At 43.6% G+C, this 22,235-nt stretch carries 10 protein-coding genes; 6 read left to right on the forward strand and 4 right to left on the reverse strand.

All coding sequences use genetic code 11. From position 1 onward, the window contains the following. Nucleotides 1–450: 450 nt before the first annotated feature. From BLS28_RS17135 to BLS28_RS17145, 3 genes are all read right to left on the reverse strand, one after another. Nucleotides 451–1,950 (reverse strand): RagB/SusD family nutrient uptake outer membrane protein, encoded by a 1,500-nt coding sequence (locus BLS28_RS17135; RefSeq protein WP_218134447.1) that lies wholly within the window; start codon nucleotides 1,948–1,950, stop codon nucleotides 451–453. Between the two features lie 55 nt (nucleotides 1,951–2,005). Beyond that, nucleotides 2,006–5,080 (reverse strand): SusC/RagA family TonB-linked outer membrane protein, encoded by a 3,075-nt coding sequence (locus BLS28_RS17140; protein ID WP_091169987.1) that lies wholly within the window; start codon nucleotides 5,078–5,080, stop codon nucleotides 2,006–2,008. A gap of 205 nt (nucleotides 5,081–5,285) precedes the next feature. Next, nucleotides 5,286–6,584, reverse strand: a complete 1,299-nt coding sequence (locus BLS28_RS17145; protein WP_218134448.1) for a GH36-type glycosyl hydrolase domain-containing protein — start codon at nucleotides 6,582–6,584, stop codon at nucleotides 5,286–5,288. A gap of 314 nt (nucleotides 6,585–6,898) precedes the next feature. Here BLS28_RS17145 and BLS28_RS17150 point away from each other — a divergent pair, with 314 nt between their 5' ends. The 6 genes from BLS28_RS17150 (at nucleotide 6,899) to BLS28_RS17175 (ending at nucleotide 19,652) form a co-directional block, all read left to right on the forward strand. Next, complete coding sequence (locus BLS28_RS17150; protein ID WP_091169993.1) at nucleotides 6,899–7,633, forward strand: GntR family transcriptional regulator; 735 nt, start codon at nucleotides 6,899–6,901, stop codon at nucleotides 7,631–7,633. A 112-nt stretch (nucleotides 7,634–7,745) separates the two neighbouring features. Then, nucleotides 7,746–9,506 carry a class I mannose-6-phosphate isomerase gene (locus BLS28_RS17155; protein ID WP_091170320.1) on the forward strand — a complete coding sequence of 587 codons (1,761 nt, stop codon included), beginning with the start codon at nucleotides 7,746–7,748 and terminating at the stop codon, nucleotides 9,504–9,506. A 52-nt stretch (nucleotides 9,507–9,558) separates the two neighbouring features. After that, nucleotides 9,559–12,441, forward strand: coding sequence for a glycoside hydrolase family 38 N-terminal domain-containing protein (locus BLS28_RS17160; protein ID WP_091169996.1), 2,883 nt, complete (start codon nucleotides 9,559–9,561; stop codon nucleotides 12,439–12,441). 7 nt (nucleotides 12,442–12,448) lie between these two features. Next, entirely contained in the window at nucleotides 12,449–13,855 is a 1,407-nt protein-coding gene (locus BLS28_RS17165) for a sugar porter family MFS transporter (protein ID WP_091170000.1), read from the forward strand. Between the two features lie 1,088 nt (nucleotides 13,856–14,943). Further along, nucleotides 14,944–18,087: a SusC/RagA family TonB-linked outer membrane protein gene (locus BLS28_RS17170; protein ID WP_091170004.1), complete on the forward strand. Its 3,144-nt coding sequence runs from the start codon at nucleotides 14,944–14,946 to the stop codon at nucleotides 18,085–18,087. Nucleotides 18,088–18,098: 11 nt separating this feature from the next. Beyond that, nucleotides 18,099–19,652: a RagB/SusD family nutrient uptake outer membrane protein gene (locus tag BLS28_RS17175; protein WP_091170006.1), complete on the forward strand. Its 1,554-nt coding sequence runs from the start codon at nucleotides 18,099–18,101 to the stop codon at nucleotides 19,650–19,652. 441 nt (nucleotides 19,653–20,093) lie between these two features. On the opposite strand, the gene BLS28_RS17180 is transcribed toward BLS28_RS17175, so the two are convergent. After that, nucleotides 20,094–21,566 (reverse strand): RICIN domain-containing protein, encoded by a 1,473-nt coding sequence (locus tag BLS28_RS17180; protein ID WP_091170008.1) that lies wholly within the window; start codon nucleotides 21,564–21,566, stop codon nucleotides 20,094–20,096. Between the last annotated feature and the right edge of the window lie 669 nt (nucleotides 21,567–22,235).

The following is a 22,235-nucleotide window of genomic DNA, read 5'->3' on the forward strand; positions in this document are numbered from 1 at the left end:
TATTAATTTTTTATTATATTGTATATACATAATTACATATTTAAATTTAAATTAACAAATTATGCAGTTTAATAATTTATTCAACAACAGGCTTGTTTTAAGTACGTTATAATAAAATAGCCTTATTAGGCTTTACTTCTTAATTTAAGAGGTTTTTATAAATAAAATTAAAATCAATAAAATTGTACAAACATTTAAATTATGTATGGCCATTTTATTAAACAGGATAGAGTTTGAAATTTTGCAAGAGGCTATTATAAAGCGGATGAAGTTTTTTATGTAAAGGCGTGCAACGGCATCTTCAGCAGGACAAACCACGTTGCAGGTTATCTTACCTTTGTAAATTGCATGCTTGAGAAGCAGCTATGAGTCAAACTCACAAACAGTAAAAGGCCGCGTGCCCGGCCTTTTACTGTTTGTATTATAAATAAATTTCAGATTACTTTCCCTTTAAAAACCCGGATTATTAGGTAACAATTTCGGATTGACATCTGTCTCCTGTTTAGGCAGCGGGAACAGCAGCTGTTTATCTGTAAACGTGGCGCCAAATACTGTTTTATGGCCTATAAAATTGTCCCAGTTGCCGGTAACATCGTTATGAACTTTGCGGGTTCGGAGCATATCAAACCACATTTTATTTTCGAAGCAGAGCTCAAAATACCGCTGCAACCACACCTCCTGCTCAAATGCTGATTGGGTTAACGCCCCTATCGGAGCCAGCTTAGCCCTTGCGCGGATATTATTAACCATCAATATAGCCGTAGCATTTGGTGCGCCTTCGGCTTCGTTTGATGCTTCGGCGTACATCAACTCAACATCGGCCAAACGGTAAAGGGTGTAGTTAAGATTAGATTTTAACGTGGTATTAACTGCGGTAGAATCAAACCACTTGTATATATAGGGGCTGCGGAAAGTAATTTTTTTGCCCGTTTTTGTATTGGTATAGCTGGAGTAAAAGAACTGCTTTTCTTGTACTCGTTTATCGCCAGCAGCAAACGATGCTAAAAACTGAGTTGTAGGATAAACCGAGCCATACTCATCTGAATATTGCGAAACACCCGAAAAATTTGGAATAGTAAGCGGTGTAAGCGGATTTGACGATGGTACCGACGCCGCATATTGCACCTGGAATATAAATTCACCTGTATTTTTATTTGCTGGTTTGATCATGTCGGTATATTCCGGGAATAGTGTATAACCACCATTCTGGATCACGTTAAGTGAGCGCTTGGCCGATTCGGCGTAGAATGTTTTACCGCCATTGATCGCAGCCCCTGCGTAGGTTAAATACACATCGGCCAGTAAGGCCTCAACAGCACCCATCGATACTTTGCCTGTGTTATCCTTCCATGGCAGCGTTGATTTTTCGGCAGCTAACAGATCGGGGATGATCACTTTATCATAGATATCTTTAGCCGCGGTGCGCGGGATATTCAGGTTAAGGTCCTTAGGTGTTTCGGTAACCATTGGCACCGCTCCGTACATCCGTACTAACTGAAAGTAATAAAGCGCCCGCAGGGTTTTTACTTCGGCAAGCATGTTATTTTTCACCTCATCGGTAAGGCCGGGGGCGCTGATAGCAGGTATTTTACCAATGGCCAGGTTACAGGCACCTATACCAAGGTACATTTGCTGCCACCAGGTATCAAAATAAAATGAGGTGGTGCTATAAGTTAGGTTCTGGTAATTTACGTAACCGGTTTGCCCAAGGTCGCTGCCCGATTTGCCGGTCATAAATTCCATCAAATTCCAGGTATTACCACCGTACGAACCACTTTGGCCCGATAAAAATCCCTGCAGGTTTTGGTAACCCGAATTGGTAAAAGCCCTGGCCACCTTAACACTCGATACATTTGATTCGGGCGTAAGGAAACTGGTAGGCTCCTCCTTCAAAAACTTTTTGCAGGAGCATGCAAACAGCACCAGCCCTACAAGCAATATATTTTTCATGGTTTTCATTTTTATATCATTTAAATTAAACTATCAATCGATCCTCTACCGCTGTTTAAAAAGTTACCTGTAAACCAAGGTTCCATACACGGGGGCGAGGGTTTGAGAAGAAATCTAAATTCTGCGAGAACGAACCGTTCGACCCGTAGCTTGAATTGAAGGTATCCACCTCCGGGTCATAACCTGTATACTTGGTTATGATGAAAGCGTTTTGAACACTTGCGTAGATCCTGAAACGATTGGCATGAAGCTTTTTAAGCACCGGCTGTGGCAAGGTATAGCCCAACGTAAAGTTTTGGCCGCGAATAAACGAACCATCCTCAACCCACCATGTATCGAAATGCGAATCCTGCGCGAATTTGTAATTACGCACCTGCGAAATATATGTATTCTGGTTATTAGGTGTCCAGGCGTTAAGCACGCTGGCCAAACTGTTTGAAAGGGTTTGCCTGTCTTCAACCGAGTGTTTGAAGTTGGCGGCAGTATTTACTCCCTGAACAAAGCGGATATCGAATGAAAAATCGAAAGCTTTATATCTGAAGCTGCTGCTGAAAGTGCCCGTCCATTTAGGATAAGCGCGGCCGATGATACTATAATAATTACTGCCATCCGGATTGTAAATATATTTCCTGTCGCCTGGCTTTAAGCTGTGTTTAGCGGCCTCGGCTACATCCTCGGCCGAAGTGCTATAGGTACCAAGCCTTGTCATACCATAAAACGAACCAATAGGTTCGCCAACCCTGATCACAAAGTTTTGACCGAGGAAATTAGGGCCCGGGAAGATGTCAGCGCCGTTATCGTTTAGTTTTAAAACTTTGTTTTTATTGGTAGTGAATATAAAATTGGTACTCCATTCAAAATCGGGAGTTTTAACATTTAGGGTGTTCAGACTAACCTCGACACCGGAGTTGCGCACCGATCCTACGTTTTTATATACATTGGCATTGGTTTCACCGGCAGACCATGGTATAGGCGCCTGCAACAACAGATCTTTAGTTGTGCGGTTATAATAATCAAGGTTAAGGTTTACACGATCACGAAATAAACCTAACTCCAATCCGGCATCAAACTGAACAGAACGTTCCCACTTTAAGTTAGGGTTACCAATATAGCTTGGCAACAATGTTGACTGAGCAGCCCCACCCAAAACCGTGGTGCTCGGCTGGATCTGTGCCAGCGAACGATAGTTACCTATCTCCTGGTTACCCGAAGTACCGTAACTGGCCCGCAATTTCATGTTGGTGATGGTATGGTTATCCTTCAGGAAATTCTCCTGCGATACACGCCAGGCGGCACCCACCGAAGGGAAGAATGCGTACTTGTTATTCACCCCAAACCGCGATGAGCCATCGTACCGGCCCGTTGCGGTAAACAAGTATTTTTCGTCAAGGTTATAAGTTAAACGGGCGTAGTATGAACTTAATGATGATTTTTCATCCTGCGTTTCATTGGCGCTCCTTACAGAACCGGCCTGCTCATAGTGGTACTGAAAAATATCATCAATAAAATTCTGCGTTTCTGAGCGTACCCGGGCATACCCTTGTTGCTGGAACGAGATACCTAACAAGGCGGTGAAGCGCTGCCTTTCGTTGATCTTTTTGTTCCAGGTAAGGTAGTTTTCTGTTTGCCAATAGTAATTATTATAAGCGTTTACGTTAGCTACACCTCCCTGATCCTGTGATAAGTGCGGCAGATCGCCTGCTGAATAGAAGTTGTTTTTTTGAGCGCTTAAGTTATAGCCGAAATCTGTTTTAAAATCCAGCTCTTTTGTAATGTGGAACAGAGAGTAGATGTTACCTAACATTTGCAGGTTATTGTTAAGCGTGTAACGCTCGTTGGCAACCTGCACCGGGTTTGGCGCGCCCTCAAGACCGGCAATGTCATAATTACCTGCCCATGTGCCATCAGGATATTTAACAGGTACTATTGGCACCTCTTCTGATACGTCCCTTGGCACGTTCAGGCCACCGTTGCCATCGGTAACTAAACGTTGCCTGCTGCTGATGAGGTTGATGCTGCCGCCCACTTTCAACCAGCTTTTCAGGTCGTTATCCATTGTCATTTTGATGGTATATCTTTTAAAGGCCGATGTTGGCGCAAGACCATTCTGGTTAAAATAGCCAAGCGATAAACTGTAAAGCGACTTTTCGCTACCACCCTGAATGTTTAACTGGTGACTTTGCGAAAACGCCGGCTTGTAGGTTTCTTTTTCCCAATTGGTATCATAAATTGGGTTATTATTAGCGTCAAAAAGCTTAGGGAAATTAGCATGGTTTAATGCAACCGGTGGTGCCCATACCCCTCCGGCCGGGTCAAATTTTTGACCGTTGGCGAATGATTCATTGTAAACTTTAACAAACTCGGCCGAGTTTAAAGTGCGTAAATGGCGATACAGTTCGCTTACGTTAAAGTTATCATCATAAGTAATAGTTGCTGCACCAGTACGGCCACGTTTTGTAGTGATCATAATTACACCATTGGCACCACGCGAACCGTAAATAGCTGTGGACGAAGCATCTTTTAACACCTCGGCCGAGGCTATATCCAGCGGGTTGATAGAGTTTGGATCAACTCCAACAACGCCATCCACCACATATAATGGATCGACATTGGAGTTGATGGATCCGATACCCCTAATTCGTACTTTAGCGCCCGCGCCGGGGGCCGTGCTGTTAACACTAACTTCCACACCGGCTATTTTGCCTTGCAGGGCCTGGGTTACGTTAGCCACGGGTTTATCATTTAACTGATCGCCTTTGATGCCGGTAACAGCGCCGGTAAGATCCGATTTTTTAACGGTTCCGTAGCCTATCACGACGACTTCGTTAAGGGCGCTGGACGTTCCAGCTAACTGCACGTTAACGACAGTTTTGCCAACGGTTGATATCTCCTGGCTGGCATAACCTGTATATGAAAATATCAGTACAGGTTTAACACTGGTTACCTGTATCGTGTAATTTCCGTTAAGATCCGTCTGGGTACCACCCTGGGTGCCCTTTATTTTGATACTTACACCAGGTAAAGCTGAATTATCCTTAGCATCGGTTACCTTGCCGCTGATCTTAACCTGCGCCATCGTGTGCAGCGACAGCAAGGTGAGCAGAATTGAGTAGATAAGATTTTTCTTCATAACATTGTTTAGTAGGTTGTTTTTAAACTGGTAATTATAGGAACACTTCTCTGCGAAGCATTCATGGCGGTTTATAACCGCCGCAAGGCCGGAAGTTGCCCTTCAGAAAGGGCAAAGAAGTCCGGATTGCCTTTATGGCATCATTTTTTTTCATCAATTTGGATTATAGTTTACTTTAGTTTATGTCAGCTTATTGGCTGACAGGCTACCGGTTTTTAGCGGCCCATTGCCTTAGTGCCGTAATGGCATCATATAAAACACCTGCCTCACCCCTGAAATCGCCCGAGCCTTTTGGTGCGCCGGATTGCACATCATACCATTCAAAAAAGCCCTCGTTGGCAAGCATCCTGTCGAGCATCGGTGACAACTCCGCGTAAGCCTCCTGCGGGCGACCATAGATAATGAGCGGTGCTATCATTCGTCCGCCAAACCATGTCCAGTCGCCGCCGTTTTGATAACTATAAGGCTTCATGTTTGGATACTGCTTTTCAGGATAAGGGGGGTACACTGTGATGCCGATAGTGGCATGCTTTTCTTTAGCCGCGGCTGCAAGCATTTGTCTGTTTATTTCCAAAACTTCGGCCGGAGTGTTAAACCCCGCTATGATAGCACATATGGATCCACCGGTGTATAAGATCTCTTTTTCATTAAAATCCGATGAGAAAGGGCTGCCGTCAAGGTAAATATGTGGGATATATTTTTGAGCGGCAGCATCCCAAAGGTATTTACGAACATTGGCAGTGACTTTTGAGGCAACGGCCTTCCAATCAGTTTGGGCTTTGTAGCCTCGAGGTGCCATCGCAAGGAAATCTTGAACTGCCTTCACAAACATGGCGTTATCATAAATATCCAAAGCCCATTTGGTTTTATCATTAATGGCCACGCCCCAGCCGTTTTCGGATTGCACATCGCCCCAATCAATAGTGGTGGCCCCGGTTATCAAACCATATTTTTCCGACCAGCGATCTTTATGCAGATAGGCCAGCGCCGCCTCCATTCGTTGCAAAATCGTTTTACCACCAATACACTCGTTTAAAATAGATTGGTCTCCGGTAAAATCAATGTATTTTTTGACAGCCTGGATCAATGACGATTCCTGGTCGGTCTCTACCGTGTTTTTATGCGCTGCCCAACCCGGTAATAAAGATGAGTAGCGGTATTTATAGCCTACACTGGCTTTAGCGCTGTCAACTACACCATCCACAATATCCCCGCCCTGGCCCTGGATGCGAAAAAACATCAATAGTTTGGTTTTTACTTCTTCTTTGGGATGTACTTTTAATGAACCATTGATGAAAGTGTTGAAGTCGCGGATCCACACCTCGCTGTAGGATGTACCTGCAGAAAAACCGGATAGCAGTTTTAAAGCCTTCGCCTGGACTGTATCAAGCCGGATATCGGCAAGAATTTTCCTTGCCAAAGCTTTGTTGGAGGACTGTTGCGCTCCGGCAATGCAAAAAACAAAGCAAGACAATGCCGTAGAAATGAGTAGACGTTTTTTCATGCAGGTAAATATGTAATTAGGTTGCTGCCTTACCAGATAGAAATGGAGACAGATTGTTATATTATGTACAAACATAGTATCATAATATTATATTCCAAAGTTTTTCCAAAGTTTTTTTATTAACTATGATAAAAAATGAACAGAGGTCAGAAAATTACCTTAGTAAAGGAAGCAGCTATTGAACCCCAAAACCGTATTATAAAAAAATTCAACCTTTTTCTGCTCCGTAGATGTTCCTCCTCCAAAAGTGATACCACTATATGCCGGCCCCTGCCGTTTTCCTGATAAATTACTACCTTGCCACTTAATTCATTATGAAAATTTCCATCGATCATAAAAGCGCCGTACCCTTACATATCCAGGCAGAGAACCTGCTAAGAGAGCTCATCCGCGAGCCTGAATATCAGGCAGGTAAATTATTGCCTAATGAGGTTGACCTTGCTAAAAAGCTGGCTATATCGCGCACCACTTTACGTCAGGCCATTAACAAACTGGTTTACGAAGAGCTACTGGTGAGAAAAAAACGGCTTGGAACCAAAGTGGCCCATGCCAAAATGAGCTCCAAATCAATGAATTGGCTGAGCTTTACACAGGAGATGGAAGCCCGCAGCATCCCCATAAAAAATTACGAGCTTCATATTAGCTGGGTCTTTCCCGAAGATCATATCGCGAATTTTTTCGATATCAAAACAGATAAGAAAATTTTGAAAATGGAAAGGTTAAGGGGAAACGCCGAAGAGGCTTTTGTATATTTTATTTCGTATTTTCATCCAAGGATCGGGCTTACAGGCGAAGAAGATTTCAAGAAACCACTTTACGAAATGCTTGAGAGTGAGCATTCTGTAGTTGCAGACCTGTCAAAAGAAGAAATAAGCGCCAAGGCAGCCGATAAATTCATAGCAGGTAAACTGGAGATAGATCCGGGCAGTCCTGTTTTGATCAGGAAACGGTTTGTTTACGATCAGGGCGAACGGCCGATGGAGTATAACCTGGGCTATTATAAAGCCGAAAGCTTTGTTTATACGGTAGAAAGCAGGCGCAGTTCCTAAATTTATTTTTTTGACTTATTTGAAATATAAACGAAATAAAATATGTTTGCACATTACAACATATAAGTGCATGAATAAATCTATTTTATTGAACTCGGTTAATATCGAAACAATGAGGAACACCAAACAGTTTCTGCTTCCGGATTTGAAGAAAGCTGCGAAAAGGCAGGAGTATGACATTTACCCCACTTTCGACATTGCCGGGCCAATATATACCGGCTATAAAACTTTAGCCAATTGGATCGTTACATGCAACCATGATATTGTTATAGATGGCTATTCGGGCGTATATTGGGATGTACTTATCTGCTGTCTGAACGATGAATTTGCCGCTTTAGGCATCCAGGCCAATTGGATTAACGTAAATAAAACATTAAAACCGGAAAGCATTATTCATGAAATAACCGCTAATTACGATGGTGGCGATGACCCGTTATTTGGTAAGCTATACAATGGACAGCTGAGCGATTTTTTTGATGTCGAGAAGCTCAAAAGTCTTAAACCCGAACCAAACAAATTAAACATATTGTATGGTGCGGGTGCCGCTCTTGCGGGATGGAAATGTACATTGCTATATATCGATGTTCCTAAAAATGAGATCCAGTTCCGGTCAAGGGCCAACGCAATTTGCAACCTTGGCGAAAAGCAGCCTGCCGATCCCAAAAATCAATACAAACGTTTTTACTTTATAGATTGGCCAGTACTCAACAAGCATAAAAAACAGCTTTTGCCTGCGATAGATGCAATCATCGATGAGCAAAGGATCAATGAAATATCGTGGACAACTGGCGATGCGTTAAGAAACGGACTTAAAACCATGTCCAGCCACATGTTTAGGGCCAGGCCATGGTTTGAGCCCGGGGTTTGGGGAGGCCAATGGATTAAAAACAACATCAATGGGCTGAACAAAGATGTTGTAAACTATGCCTGGTCATTTGAACTTATCGCCCCGGAAAACGGCATCCTGTTGCAAAGTGGCAACAATATGTTAGAGGTATCGTTGGATACCTTGCTGTTACTGGATAACGAAGCCATTTTAGGCAAAGCGGCAGCCAGGTTTGGCGATGCCTTTCCTATCCGGTTTGATTTTTTGGATACTTTTGACGGCGGCAACCTTTCATTACAATGCCACCCTTCTGTTGAATATATTAAAAATAACTTCGGCGAAGATTTTACACAGGATGAAACTTATTATATCCTCGATGCAAAACCAGGCGCCGAAGTTTACCTTGGTTTCCAGGAAAATATCAATAAACAACAATTCAGGAGTATTTTAGAGAACAGTTTTGAGCAAAACGAACCGGTAGAGATCAAAGACTACGTACAAACCTTCCCGGCAACAAGGCACGACTTGTTCCTGATCCCGAATGGTACGGTACATTGCTCGGGCAAAAATAATATGGTACTGGAGATCAGCGCCACGCCGTACATCTTTACCTTTAAAATGTACGACTGGCTCCGCCCCGATTTAAGTGGAAATCCACGAACGCTGAATATCGACCGGGCCTTTGAAAACCTCAATTTCGAAAGGAAAGGTGATGTAGTGACGGAAACCCTCATCTCCAAACAAACCACCTTAAAAAAAGGCCATGACTGGGAAATCATTAACCTATCAACTCATCCTGAACACTTTTACGCCATTGAGCGCTTTGAGTTTGATACCGAGATAACTGAAGATACCAATAACCAATGCCATGTATTGAGCCTGGTTGAGGGCGAAAGCATTGCGGTGATCACTAACGGCCGTGAACAGGTTATTCATTATGCCGAAACCTTTATTATTCCGGCCGCGGTTAAAAGCTATACACTTAAAAATACGGGCAAAACAAGGGCTAAGGTTATCAAAGCTTTTGTTAAAGACGAATGTTGTTAATATTTCTGCTTAATCAAACTCAAAAACGCATCCTCTTAAAACCTTCTAAGTTATGAATAAGATTTTTTCCATCCTGTCGGCATTCATTTTCATATGCACATCAGCAATGGCGCAAACAGGTGGTAAGCATTTTAATGGAATCACCCTGCAACCAACAATAGCCTATATCAATTACCAGGGACAGTCCCGCAGAATGGCCCGGCTACTATTTCATGAAGGTAAAAGCTTCGCAGCCACAGAGGTCACCGTTTCCTTCAATGGCATAACCGATCATGTTATAATACCGGCCAGTAAAGAGGGTACTGATGTATTTGAGCTTCCGCTTCCCGGCTCGCCAATAACTTCGGCAGCACAGGTTACTGTTACCTTAAATTCCGGCGGGCAAACCTATATGGCCCGCTGCATTGTTGAACCGGCCCGTAACAACTGGACCATGTATATCCTCCCTCACTCGCATGTAGATATCGGTTACACCAACACACAGGCAAAGGTTTTGAAGCTTCACATGGATAATATTGATGAGGCTATTGATCTGGCTAAAAAAACGGCCAATTACCCAGTGGAAGCCCACTATAAATGGACAACAGAAGCCATTTGGGTAGTTGATAATTACCTGAAAGCGGCAGGTGAAGCTAAAAAAGAGCGCTTTTGGGACGCGGTGAAAAAAGGATGGATCAATTTGGATGGCGCTTACGGTAATATCAACACCAGCATGACAGACTCCTACCAGTTGATGCAAATGTTCGCCAAATCTCAAAAACTGGCTAAGGCGAATGAGGTTGAGATCCATACCATGTTCCAGGGCGATGTGCCGGGCGCCAGTTGGGGCCTTGCTGCGCAAAGTGAACAAACCGGGATCAAATATTTTTTATCAGGCCCAAACGCATCCGACAGGATAGGCAACCTTGCCAAATGGCAGGATAAACCATTCTATTGGATTTCCCCATCGGGTAAACAAAAACTACTGTTCTGGCAATGCCAGCCTTACTCGATAGGCTATGCGCTAAAAGGAACCAGGATCCCTAATTTTTTTACTATAGACGATCCTAAACCTTTTTATACTGGTCACCCATCGGATAATTTTCTAAATCCGCACCTTTTCCAATATCTCGGCGGCCTTGAACAAAATAACTTTCCGTATAACATGTCGTTGTTAACCTGGGCTATGAGCGATAATGCTCCTATCGATCCTGAACTTCCCGATGCTGTTAAAAGCTGGAACGAGCATTTTGCCTCGCCCAAACTGGTGATCACCTCGGTAAAACAATTTTTCCAGGATTTTGAGAAACAATATCAAGACAAAATCCCGTCTTTCACCGGCGATTATACTGAGTACTGGACGGACGGCGTGTCGTCAGCCGCGAAAGAAACAGCCATCAGCCGCCAAACATCTGATAAGCTGAAACAGGCATCGGCCCTCTGGGCCATCCGTAATAAACCAGGCTACCCTGTTAATGATTTTGATGACACCTGGAAAAACCTGCTGCTTTACAATGAACATACCTGGGGCGCATATAACAGCGTTGATGACCCCGAAGATGCAAAAGTTAAAAGCGAGTGGACTATTAAAAAAGGCTATGCACTAAGCGCCCAAAAACAAACCGATTCGCTCAGCAATTTGATATTGGCTATAAAAACCGCAGCAGCAAATAAAGTAGACGTTTACAACACCCTGTCATGGCCGCGTACCGATGTTGTTTATGTACCGGCCGGTTTAAGCAAAGCGGGCGACCTGGTTAAGGATGCAACAGGCAATGCAATCCCATCGCAACGCTTAAGCTCGGGCGAGCTGGCTTTTGTAGCCACCGGGGTACCGGCGTTTGGTAAAAAAACTTACACCATTAACCGTGGTAAAGCTTTTGCAAAGAGCAAAGCTGTCATTTCGTTAAACGGCTTGGCTAACGGCATCTACACTGTCACAATTGACAGTAAAACCGGCGATATAAGCAAACTAGTAAAGATCGAGGGTGGCAAAAAACAGGTATTGGTGGATAGCACCGGCTTTAACAAATACATTTATATGCCCGGCGATTCGCTGCAGCGGCAACAAACAAGTACCGACGCCATCATTAGCATTAAAGAAGATGGGCCATTGGTGGTGAGCCTTTTGGTTACCTCAAAAGCGCCCGGAGCCTATGGCTTGACCCGCGAAATAAGGCTGGTTAACGGGCTTGATAAAATTGAGCTGATCAATACCATTGATAAGGAAAGTATTCGCTCTAAAGAGAGCGTTCACTTCGCGTTTCCGTTTAGTGTTCCAGGTGCGCAGGTACGTTATAGTATTCCATGGGGAAGTGCTGCTGCCGAAGCCGACCAACTCCCTAACGCCAATAAAAATTGGTTTACCATGCAGCGCTGGGTTGATGTATCAAACTCGGCGTTCGGTATTACCTGGTCAAGTCCGGATGCGCCTTTGTTTGAGATAGGCAAGATCACAACTGCCGATTTGCTTGGTGGTTTGCATCACGCGCCGCAGTGGTTAACATTCACGGCACAGTCACCAAAGATTTATTCGTGGGTAATGAACAACTTATGGCATACCAATTTCCGCGCCGAGCAGGAAAAAGGGCCGGCCACCTTCCGTTATATCTTCCGTTCACACGCCTTAGGATACGATAGTTTTGATGCCAACCGGTTTGGCCTTAATAATCATCAGCCATTAGTAGTTTCCGCTTCGGATAATCAGGATGACGAACTGTTTTTTAATATCGGTGGTAAGCAGATCTATGTAGAATCCTTAAAACCTGCCGATGATGGCAATGGCGTTATTGCGCAGATAGTGAGCACCGGCGATAGTGAAGTGAGCATCACTCCGAAAGCAAAAACGACGATAAAGGTCTGGAAAAGCAATCTAACCGAAGAAAAGGTGGCCGCACTTGATAACAATTTTAAGATTTCGGCAAAAGGAATAATCACTGTACGCATCGAAAAATAAAAGCGCCATGAAACAAAAACTATCGCCGGAAACCAAAACCTCCGCCCTGTTTTTAACCGCTGTAACCCTTATAGCTACCTTAGGCGGCCTGCTTTTTGGTTTTGATATGGCAGTTATTTCGGGTGTGCTCCCGTTTGTAAAAAGCCAATTCGCGCTATCGGCCGCTACCGAAGGCTGGTTCGTATCGTCGGCACTTATCGGGTGTATTATCGGTGTAGCTTTTTCGGGGGACTTAAGCGACCGGGTAGGCCGTAAAAAAATGCTGATGTTATCGGCGGTGCTTTTCTTACTTTCTGCCCTGGGTTCGGCCTTGTCATCGGGCTTTACCCTGCTTATCTTAGCCCGGATGCTGGGCGGTATGGGTGTTGGCGTAGCATCAATTGTGGCACCGCTGTACATATCAGAAATTGCCCCGGCACGGATACGCGGCCGCCTGGTAACTTTTTATCAACTGGCTATCACCGCTGGCATTCTTGTAGCTTACCTTACCAATGCCGGTTTACTTAATTTTTCATTACACCATAAGAGCAATAGCTTAAGTACAATTATCGATCTGGTGATGGTTAAAGAAGTTTGGCGCAGCATGCTTGGCCTGGGCGCCATCCCTGCCCTGCTGTTTTTTGTTGGCCTGTGCTTTGTACCCGAAAGCCCACGCTGGCTTATTCAAAACGGAAAAACCGACGATGGCATTGCCGTCCTCTCAAAAGTAACCGACTATGCAACGGCTCTAAAAGACGTAACACTGATAAAGAACACCCAAAGCCGTGACATAGGCACCTACCGCGAGATATTTGCACCAGCTATGCGTAAACCATTCCTAATTGGCTTGCTACTGCCGCTGTTCTCTCAGTTCAGTGGTATTAACGCCGTTATTTATTATGGCCCCAGAATATTGAGCGATGCAGGCATCAATATCAGCAATGCCCTGCTTAGCCAAATCATATTTGGCATTGCTAACTTTGCTTTTACGCTAATAGCTATTTGGAAAGTTGATAAGATGGGGCGCAGGCCCTTATATATAGCTGGTGCTTTAGGTGCCACAGTTTGCCTTATTTTTACCGGCGTTTGCTTTTATACAGGTGCTACAACCGGCATTGCATTAGTTGTTAGCATCATCCTATTTTTAGCTTGTTTCGCATTCTCGATAGGACCGTTAAAATTCGTTATCGCATCCGAAATTTATCCAACAAGGATCCGAGGTCGGGCTTTAGGCTTAAGCATCATGACCATGTGGGTGGCAGATACAATCGTAGGGCAGCTAACCCCTATGTTTTTAAATTCAATCGGGCCGGCGGTCACCTTCTGGTTCTTTGCGGCGTGTTGCTTTTTTTCTTTACTGATTGTGTATAAAATGGTTCCCGAAACCAAAGGAAAATCGTTGGAGGAGGTTCAGGAAATCTGGGCTGGGCACTAATCTGAATTTGCATTCAGAAAGGTCACTTCAGAGTGCTGCTTAACCTTCCGCCTGAGGTTCACTCCCGGCAACAGGTTGGCAATTTTCTGAGTATCGCAGGTCGCCCCCAATCGTATTATTCAGGGCATTAACGTTCTTTATAACGTAAAAGGTATATTTTTAATCACTTCTTTTTTTGCTGAAACAAATGCACCGCCTGTATGCCCACCGCAGGACTTCCGGTCGGATAAATCGAGCTTTGTGAGGCCCCGGTAATAGCAGTACTTATCACCCAAAGCCTGATGGCATTAGCAGCGGTATTTACCGAATAACTTTGTGTAATAGTATGTCCTCCATCGATCTTCCAAGACGGGATACGATGCCGTCTTCCACTGGCAACGCTTCCATTGTACCCTTTGGCGCGATCTTCCGCCCGTCCGCATAGTTGATGCTGACCTGGCTTTAGCTTTATATGTACTGGCTATTTTCAGCTTGGCGCCACCAATCAAAGCCTTTAATCCCTGGTACAGTGTAACTCAACGCGATCATTGCTACAGGAAGTACAGTTCATTTAACTGCTGGCCTTACATTGCCCAGTTGCCAGGTATGCAAACTGAATGGCGAAACCGGTGGCAATTGAAGACTATAAGGGCTACAAAACGCTTTCTCATTAGATGATTGCCTCCCTCGAGCAATATGCTGTGATTTATCCACTAAGTGCTTTTTCAACTAAAAACTCCCCTTTTGTCCCCTCTTTTTTGCTGGTTAGCCCCTTTTGTTTTCTGTGTTTTTCAAAGACTTTGCATCTCCCGAATGGTCATTCAGAGATGACTATTCGTGCAACCAATTATACTGTTAATTAAAACCCATGATGAAAAAAAACCGAACGCAGCGCATGCTCCCTGGAAAGAGAAGCCGCATGCATCTTAACTGAAAACGATCTCGAGAAATGTCGGGATAAATACTGCCCGGGCAATTGTCCTTTATTGTTAACCCTGAAAGCTTCATTTAAATTATGCCTTTCGGTTGTTGGTGTCTGACATGCCAACAGCGTTTACATAACTGTCTTTTGTCAATACCCAAAAATCTAAATTATTAATAACCCAATTATGAAACGAAAATTACTTATTTCAAATTATTTGTATTCCCAGGGTTTTCGCACCACATTTAAAGCTTTGGCATTGCTGATATTGCCAATTGGTGCTAACGCGTCGACCCCCAATTTAGTAATGCACAACAGCAGGCAGGTAATAGCCAATGTAACTTCTGATAAAGCGGCTATCACGGTAAAAGGATCTGTTGTCGATGCCGGCGATGGTCAACCGCTGGTCGGTGTATCTATCAGTATTAAAGGTACTGTTAAAGGTGCACTAACTGATGTAAAAGGCAACTTTCAACTAAGCAATGTGCCCGAAAATGCGGTGTTGGTTGTAACTTATATTTCTTATGAGAAAGTTGAAATTGCAGTTAACGGTAAAACTGATATTGCGATAAAGCTTAAACCATCGATGAAAACCCTAAATGATGTGGTGGTAGTAGGTTACGGAACGCAGAAGAAAGAAAACCTAACAGGATCTGTAGGTATTGTAAATACGCAGGACCTGGAAAGCAGACCCTTAACAAATACCAGCCAGGCATTGCAAGGTACAGTTTCCGGTGTTTTTGCACTGCAAAGTTCGGGTAAACCGGGAGATGATAATACAGTCATAGATATCCGCGGCGTTGGAACTTTTGGAGATAATTCCCCATTAGTATTAGTTGACGGTTTCCCCGGGGCAATCGGCGATGTAAACCCTAATGATGTTCAATCAATTTCGGTGCTTAAAGACGCGGCATCATCGGCTATTTACGGTAACCGTGCTGCAAACGGCGTTATTTTAATTACTACTAAACGAGGATCTGCAGGCAAAGTCCGTGTTAATTACAGCGGATATGCAGGTATTCAGAGCCCGACAAGGCTACCTAAAGTACTAAACTCGGTTCAATATACTACACTGCATAACGAGGCTGATATAAATAGTGGCGCGCCTCCTACATATCCCGACTCGATAATACAAAAATATGCGGCGCATAACAACCCATTATACCCCGATATCAATTATTTCGACGTATACTACGGTAACGCTTACATGCAAAATCACCGGGTAAGCGCAACGGGGGGGAGTGATAATGTTAACTACTCCTTTATGCTGGGACATTTGGATCAGGACGGTATATTGGTTGCAACCAATTATAAAAAAACCGACTTCCGCCTTAATCTTGACAGTTATCATCTAAAAGATAAAAAACTCCGTGTTTCGGGCAATATATCTGGAAACGTGGGGATAAAAAATGAACCGACAGACCTATGGAACGCCGAATGGTATGCAACTTTAGCGCCAATACATCCACTTAAGGATGCCAACGGCAACTGGGTTTCTGTTAACGGCGAACGCAACTATTACGGTGAAATTAAAGAAGGGAGTACAAACCTTACAAAACGCTATAATTTTAGCGGACAGGCCGAAGCTGAATATAAAATTCTGCCAGGTTTAAGCGCGCAGCTTACCTACGGTTATAACGTTATCTCCACTAATGGCAATGCCTTTCATGCCAATGTAACCTTACAAAATCAAAACGGAACGGTTACGCAATTACCTTCCGATCTGACTACGTCGAGCGAGATTGACGGTCACTCGTTACTCACAGGTTTACTAAAGTATAACAAAACCATCAACCATCATTCATTCAATTTATTAGGCGGTTACAGTGAAGAGGAGTTTACCTACGATTGGCAAAGCGGCTATCGTGCACATTTTGTAAACAACACACAACGTGTATTAAACCTGGGCGATGCAGCTACACAGACCAATAATGCCGGCAGCTATGCTCTTGGCCTTCGCTCATACTTTGGCCGTTTCAGTTATGCTTTCGATGAAAAATATTTATTTGAAGCCAATATCAGGAGGGACGGATCTTCCAGGTTTGCACAAGGCAAACAGTGGGGTACATTTCCTTCATTCTCAGCTGGGTGGGTAATATCGAAGGAAAGCTTTATGAAAAACCTGAGCTGGCTTGATTTTGCGAAAGTTCGTGCTTCCTGGGGGCGTTTAGGTAATCAAAATATCAGCAATTACTATAATGGCAGCGATATCCTGAGCTCTGGTCAGAATTACTCGTTTGGCGGAACACTTTATTCTGGCGTTGCTATTACAGCGATGACCAACAAGGACCTAACCTGGGAAACAGCTCAGCAATTGGATTTGGGCCTTGATATATCTCTTCATAATAACATTGAGATTACGGCAGATTATTTTGATAAAAGAACTAAGAACCTGCTGTTGACCCAGCCAATTCCACTAACAATCGCACAGTCGGCACCAATGGCTAATGCAGGCGAAGTACAAAACAAAGGCTTTGAGCTCGGTATCTCCTATAAAAAGGCATTTGATAATGGTATTAAATTAAGAACAGCTTTGAACGTTTCGCACATTGTAAACAATATCCTGTCCATGAACGTGCCACAGCAGTTTACATCTCCAAAGGCGATTGTTGTTGGTTCCGCTATTAATTCGTTCTACGGATACCAGATGACTGGTATCTACCAAATTTCCGACTTTACATGGCAAAACAATAGCGATGCGTCCATCCCTTACGCAAATCGTACTTACACACTTAAACCAGGTGTTGTTAAAGTAAGCGATTACAACGCACAACCGGGGGATATTAAATATGCCGACCTTAATGGCGATGGTATAGTTGACCAAAATCATGACCGTAAAGTTATCGGGAAGCAGTTTCCAAGTGTAACGTATGCTTTCAACTTCAATGTAGCCTGGAAAGGTTTTGACCTTGGGGCGTTTTTACAAGGCGTACAAGGCATGCAGGGTTATACCTATTATGAAATTGCTTCACCTTTCAGCGGCTTTGCCAACCTTGGTACCTGGTGGTTAAACAGGTGGACGCCTCAAAATCCGTCCAATACTTACCCGCGCCTTACATTGGATGGGGTTAGAAACAATATTCACTCTTCCTTTTATGTAGAGAATGCATCCTATCTGAGGATAAAAAATATTGAATTAGGATACACCTTAAGTCCGGCTGCTATTAAAAAGATCGGGTTAAGCTCTTTGAGAATCTATGCCAATGTGCAAAACGCGTTTACGTTTACCAAATTCAAAGGCTTTGACCCGGAACAAACTACAGACCAAACAAGGGCCGAAGCGTATCCTCAGGTCCGTGTGATGACTGCAGGTGTAAATGTTAATTTCTAAATGATAAAATCATGAAAAGTATATATAAAGTCTTAACCGTATTAGCTGTTATTAATCTTGCAAGCTGCAAGAAAGGTCTGTTGGACAAGACCCCAAATGACCGCTTATCACCATCAACATTCTACCAAAATGAAACCCAGGTAAAAATGGCCCTGGTGGGTATTTACAATGCGTTACAGCCCAATGCAACGCCGGCACAATTTTTTCAGTTTGATTTTGAATCGGATAATGCCTATTGCCAGGATGCGTGGCAGGGTTCGAAGGAAGTGGGGGAATGGCAAACAACATCCAACAGTTGGGCCCCATACGCTAAGTGGACGCAGGATTACGCCATCATTTCAAGGGCCAACGAGTTCCTTAAGGAGGTTGCTGCTGCAAGCATTGATGCCACTGTAAAAAGCCAGATGGCGGGAGAGGCAAAGTTTTTACGTGGATATGCCTATGCTGATCTGATTGCTTACTTCGGCGATGTACCTTTAGTTACTCAGGTTCAAACACTTTCCGACGCTTATGTTTCCAGGACAGCCAAAGCCACTGTACTTACCCAGGTTGTAACTGACCTTACCGATGCGGCTGCGGCACTGCCAACCTCTTATTCGGGTTCTGACGTGGGCCGTGCAACAAAGGGCGCTGCCCTGGCCTATAAAGCAAAAGTGCTTTTGTACAACGGAAAATGGGCCGATGCTGCACAGGCTGCGCAGGATGTTATCGATCTTAAAGCCTATAGTTTATATCCAAATTACAGCTTGCTTTTTGATGAAACGCATGAGAACAACAGTGAGGTGATTTTTGATATTCAGTATATCCCAACCACCCAGCCACAGCCCTGGCCTTCATCTGCCTTATCTTTAAGTGTTTGGCCAACACCAAATGTTACCGCCGATCTGATCGATTCATATTACATGACCAATGGATTGCCGATAACCAACTCTGCTTCAGGATACAATTCGCAAAACCCTTATGTTAATCGCGACCCAAGACTGGCTTCTTCAGTGGTGTTGCCCGGCTCTCAGTGGGGTTCAACTACTTACATCCCCGCCACTGATGTAGTTCCGTCAGGGGCCCGTCCGCGTAAATACGCAGCAATTGGTATTGCCGACCCGAATAATTGCTCTTTAAATACAATCCTGATGCGTTATGCAGATGTATTACTGATCCGTGCAGAAGCCTTGATTGAATCCGGAAGTACAGCACCCGAAATCTATAGACTCATTGACCAGGTTCGGGCAAGGGTAAATATGCCAACGGTAGAAAGTGTGGAAGGAGCCGGTTTAAGCCAGGCACAATTACGTGCCGTTTTGCGCCATGAACGCAGGGTAGAGTTTTTTATGGAAGGCACCCGATATGCAGATATGTTACGATGGAAAGATCAATCCCTTGTTCATGACGTATATGGTTACGACAAATCGTTGCTAAAGAACCCGGCAAGCCCATCTACCTGGAAATTTAGCCAGGTTAAGTTAGAGACCAGGACATTTGACGCTGGCAAGGGGTGGCTTTGGCCGATTCCTCAAGCTGATATTGATATTAATAAAAAATTGTTGCCTAACAATCCGGGCTATTAGGGCTTCCGGACATTACGTCATTAAATGATGTGATTGTCCCCCTTCTTTAACTACAACCCTCGATAGGACTGCCGGTTACGGCGACCTATCGAGGGTTTTCGCATTATAAATGCATTTATAATGCATCTATCTTGTATCTTATTGAATATTCTACGCCCTATTAGTAAAAGATCGGAGAGTGTATGGCTGGTTAAAAGGGAATGACTTTCGAATGTGATCCCGCTCTATGTAAAACCTTCTCAAACAAAATTTAAACAGTCTCATTAAGATATGATGGATGTGCTTTTAAATTATTTTAAGAAACGGCTTTTAAAGCCTAACGAATTTAGAATCTCTATAATTATGAATTGATTGAAAAGTAAAAAGGCCGTCCTTGAGACGGCCTTCAACAATGTGTTTCTAAACTAAAGCGGAATGCTTACCCTGGCAATTAAATATGTTCTATTGAGCAATAAGTTTCCATTGCTGGTTATAACTTGAACCCTGTGGCCACTGCTGTACAGCTGATCCATTGGCAGTTAAACCTCCGGTATCAAGGCATTTGCCTGTGGTAAGATTAATTACCCTATAATAGCCATCTCCGGTTGAAACAAGCGACCAACGTTGGTTTGTACTCGTGCCTACTACATATTGTAAAACATTTGATCCATCTGCGGTATTAGTACCCACATCAAGACATTCTTTTCCGGTAACACAACTTAAAGTATAATAACCGGCAGTGTAGCTTATATTCCATTTTTGGTTATTACTTGTTCCTGATGCCCATTGAGCTACAGCTGCACCATCGGTTGTACTGCCCAGGTTATCGAGCATAAGGCCCGATGCACGGTTTTGAAGTTGATATCGCCCGTCGGCTACCGGCCCTATCCATACAGGTGAGGCAGTAAGTTTCCATGACCACCTGAACATATTGGCAGTACCCGGGCTAACCTCGGTAAGGTTATTATTTGCTGTATACCAGCGATAGGTATCAATGTCATTAACTCCGGACCATGCTATTGTTCCCATTGAATTATCCTTGGCATAGGCAAGCGATCCGGTCAGGAATGCCTGGTCAACATATACGCCGGTATCCCATTGCCACCAGAAGCTCATGTTCCTGAATGTTTCAATACCAACCTCGGTAACTATAGTACGAGATGCGTATGAACCTGTACGGGCCGACATGATATTATAGTAGCTTGACCAAACATTGTATGAGCCCCAGAACCACCAGTAGCAATGCAGTCCAAGATACTGGTTTGCTAACCTTGAATCGGCACCAACTGCAGTTACGTCGGCGGCATACCCGGTACCATCAAGGATACATTTTCCATCGGCCGGGCTGTAAGTGGTTAAGAAACCAGCATATAAGTTGTTCAGGTCGGTACTTGAATAATCAACCGGCTCGTTGATAGGTTCATATAATACCGATGTATTGTTTTTATATACATTATTTACTGTTGCCCACATGGTATGCCATTGTGCAGTATCAGGTACATGGTGTACCCCAACCGGCCAATAACAAAGTATTACTTTACAGCCGTTTGCCACAACCGCGTTAATTGCAGCCTGGTAAACCGGCCAATAAGTTGAGCTTGAGGCAGTCCAGGGGTTTATCGGCATCCTGATGGTGGTGCCGCCGCTTGTTTTAACGGCACTGGATATATTAGTGGCCAACGTAGCAGCCTGTGTAGCGGTAAGCGATGTTGTCATACCACTGGGCAATACAACCCTCCCATCTCCCTCGTTTCCGTTAGGGTCGGCCCAGTTTATACCCCTGAAACCGTTTGTATTGGTAGTTGAAAGGGCAAATGATTGTTTTCCAAATTTCTGGCCTGATAGGTCAGCGCCTTTTTGAATAGGGTTTTTAGAACAGCCCATGGCCAGGGCTAACAGGCAGCATAATGCCCCGGTAGTTAAATTTTTTCTCATAATTTTATATCAGGTGTTAAATAAGTAGCTCTTTTGATCAATCGGTTTTAATTTTTAATTACGGCGGGGCCCTTCCCAGCGTTAATATGAAGGGAATTATATCGGTCGGCAGTGAACTGACCGAATGCATATTCGGGCTCAAATCAAATATTATCATGGCAGATGTTTTGAACAATAGATTTTCTGCCGATAATTAACTGTCAATCACTGCGGCATGTAACCGTCAGTAATTAATTAGCCATTAAAAATGGCTATACGTAATGTCGGAGGATGAAAATCCGTGTTTATATGGTTGTCCTAAATTTCTTTTAAAAAGTAGGAATTGAAAAGGGGGTAAAGCCTCAATATTCAGGGGATAAAGTGGCATTTTATCAGGGTTTATTACAATAGCACAGCTTTTAATTTGCCTTTCCGCCGATTCAACGAATGCCTTTTGTTCGTAATTATTGTTATAAATACAATTAATAATTATTTACATTTGGATGCCTTATAAACTTAGTATTCCAGCATTATATGACAGGCTCTGCCAAAAGTTAAGCGAATTGATGAATCATTTTAATGAGCATTAAATGAGTTTTTGATGCCTATTGGTCCTTACAGGAAAATTCATCAAATGAACATCTAATACCTGGATATTAGAAAATTATTTGCAGGCACTTGTGGCACAGC

Source organism: Mucilaginibacter gossypii (assembly GCF_900100945.1).
Lineage (GTDB): Bacteria > Bacteroidota > Bacteroidia > Sphingobacteriales > Sphingobacteriaceae > Mucilaginibacter > Mucilaginibacter gossypii.